This window comes from Nocardia sp. NPDC004151, assembly GCF_042874235.1.
GTDB lineage: Bacteria > Actinomycetota > Actinomycetes > Mycobacteriales > Mycobacteriaceae > Nocardia.
On record NZ_JBIAMR010000023.1, the window covers coordinates 26,781 to 29,436 of the forward strand.

Consider the following 2,656-nt stretch of genomic DNA (forward strand, 5'->3'; position numbering starts at 1 on the left):
CGCGCCTGGATTGTCCGGCGTGGGAGAGCTGCCCGGTCAGCCGCCGGTGTCAGTCCAAATCAATCCGAACGGTCATCAGATCAGTACCGACCACCCGCACCGCCGTGCTGTTCGCCCTCGGCAACGACCGCAGCCGAGCCACCGGATCGTCCTCCGGCATCAGGTGCGCGGTACCGGTGAACCACCGCCCGCGAATCCGCAGCCGAACCCGATTGTCGGCTTCGATGTTCCGGATGTACTGCGACCGCCGCCCGAACTCGGACACGAACCAGAACGCGCCGCCGCTGCGCCGCCCACCGATCGGCGTGATCCGCGGCTGCCCGCTCACCCGCCCGGTCGTCTCCAACAGCGTCTGGATCGGCAATCGCCTCAGAATCGGATTTCCCACTCTCCGTTGGAATCCCGTCACCACAGCATGCTGGATCTCGCGCCGGTCGGCCATGCCCCGACGTTAGCACCGCCGGAGCAGCCTGCGGCGGTGGCCGCAGGCTGGTGTCCGCGATCCGAGCTACCGGACGGGCAGGTGCGCCCCGTCGGCATCCGGAACCATGATCGGCGAGGTAGCCGGTTGACGCCGTCCGGCCGGCCGGGAGCGCGCGACCGATACCGCCCGGGCGGCAGCCGCCGGCTGCGGTTCGCGACCGCACTTGCGGATGAGGTCGTAGAGGTCGCCGTCGAATTTGTCGACGCAGCAGGTGTGCTGATTGCCGACCACCCCGTCGGAGGCGAATTGCAGAATGGTGGGCTTGCGACCGGACATCACGTTCCAGCCCGCGGCATGGTCACCGACGCCCTGGTATTGCTCCTTGAACGGGCGGGGCGCGCCGGAGCCGTTGTAATTGCTGGCCCAGATGTCGTAATCCCCGGTGAGCGAATCGCCGTACATCCAGAACGGGGTGTACCCGATGACGTACCCGGGAGCTCCCCGGTCGGCGAGCCGCTGCTTGGTGAGTTCCACCGCCCGCAGCACCTCATCGGCGCTGGGCGGGCGCGGGGCATTCGTCGACTGTTCCGCGTCGACCTGCCAGATCCACGGCCTTTCCTTCCACCACGGCGTCTGCTCATCGACACAGCTCACCCAGAAATCGACCTGCTCCGCGATGTCTCCCGGCCACAGGAAGTGGTAGCTGCCGAGCACCGGGATCCCGGCGTCGCGCGCCCTTTCGAGCACCTCCTGGTAGTGCTGGGACCGCCAGTCACTGCCTTCGCTGGTCTTGTAGATGAAGAACGAGATCCCGTCGGTGTGGGCGGCGACCATGTTCATGGGACCGCGGGCGAAGTCGTAGTCGGAGGCGTCCCAGCCCCAGACCGGTGCGGTATTGGCGACGGTAGCGGTGACGGAGGCGACGGGCGTCCCGGTGATCTCGGGATGGACCCGGTCGGGCGCGGACCCGCCGGCGAGCTGTTCCAGCTGCGTCATCAGGTCGGCCGAGGTCGCCCAGTGGATGTGGTCGAAGTGGCCGATCGACGAGGGTGGGCCGTAGGGTCCGCCGCCGGGGAACTTCTGCTGATTCTTGACGTAGAACCCGTCATCGTCGGCGAACGGCGTCGAATGGATGAGCTCGACGGTGTAGTTCCAATACCTGTCGTACATCCACTTGGCGAAGTCCCGCATCTTGACGTCGTCACGATCGCAGCCGATATCGATGGCCGCCGTCGGCGAGCCGTCGTAAGACAACCCGTAATGGTGCGATTGCAGGCCGTGATCGCCGTCCATGCCGCTGGTGATCCGCAGCTCGTCGGCTCTCGGATAGGTCTCGAGAAACTTCACCATCCTCTTACCCAGAGGGCCGAGCACAACGCCCGGAAACTGTTGTATGGCCATGACTCTCTCCTCGGTACGGATGGTGTGAAAGACCACGGAAATCAGGGCGATTTCCGCCGCTCACGGCGACCGATGTGCTGTGAGAATCAAAGAATTGCACCGGGATTCAGCACTGTAACGAGTGTTCTACTACGTGCCTTCCAGCCGATCCGGGCCGAAACCCCGGGCGACCCACTAGCGAGTCCCCGCCGCCTCAAACCGCGACACCAGACACGCTGACGTCAGAGCAAGTAGTCCGCTACCTGCACCTGATGTCCTGTTCGATCCTGCCCACGACCACGGCGAGCACGATCCCCGCGCCGCTGAGGGCCGCGGTGGTTTTGTGCACCCGCTCGGAGGCGATGAGCACGTAGGCGACGACGAACACCGCGATCGCGACAGCAGTCACTGGGCCCACTATCGAGTCGTAGCGGCGGTAACCGAGCGCGGCGCGAGTGCACCGCCCGGAGAAAGTCCCGCACGTTGCGGGCTCCAGGCCGAGAACCATGTGCCAATGTTGCTCGATCCGGATCGAGGCATGTTAGGCTCGTGCTCGCCAGATCGTTGAACCTTGTTCTGACCGATTTCCCTGGGTGGTAGTGGATTTCGCGACTTGATCGGCATTCCCTCCTGTGGTCGGTGACCGCATAGCAGCATGCCGTTCGGGAACGCGGCTCGAAAGCTGTACGCCGGGTATGTTGTGAGCCCGCGTTCTTTGCCAGATGTTGGAAATATCCGACTCTTCAGGCTTTGAGATACCAAGAAACGTTGACGTACGGGTGCGGGGGCGTTGTCGCACTGCGGCGCGGAGTCCGAGTTGGATTCCAGAGGCCGACCAGTGAAGGGGTCCAG

At 64.8% G+C, this 2,656-nt stretch carries 3 protein-coding genes; all 3 read right to left on the bottom strand.

From position 1 onward, the window contains the following. Positions 1–49: 49 nt before the first annotated feature. Positions 50–442, bottom strand: coding sequence for a nitroreductase/quinone reductase family protein (locus ACFYTS_RS34120; protein ID WP_357289371.1), 393 nt, complete (start codon positions 440–442; stop codon positions 50–52). A 66-nt stretch (positions 443–508) separates the two neighbouring features. Then, positions 509–1,825, bottom strand: a complete 1,317-nt coding sequence (locus ACFYTS_RS34125) for a GH25 family lysozyme (RefSeq protein ID WP_387309422.1) — start codon at positions 1,823–1,825, stop codon at positions 509–511. A 238-nt stretch (positions 1,826–2,063) separates the two neighbouring features. After that, positions 2,064–2,213: a hypothetical protein gene (locus tag ACFYTS_RS34130; RefSeq protein WP_387309423.1), complete on the bottom strand. Its 150-nt coding sequence runs from the start codon at positions 2,211–2,213 to the stop codon at positions 2,064–2,066. Positions 2,214–2,656: the final 443 nt, after the last annotated feature.

Bases quoted from the DNA above. Each gene is read 5' to 3' on its own strand.
- ACFYTS_RS34120 (WP_357289371.1), bottom strand. From the start codon at position 442: ATGGCCGACCGGCGCGAGATCCAGCATGCTGTGGTGACGGGATTCCAA.
- ACFYTS_RS34125 (WP_387309422.1), bottom strand. From the start codon at position 1,825: ATGGCCATACAACAGTTTCCGGGCGTTGTGCTCGGCCCTCTGGGTAAG.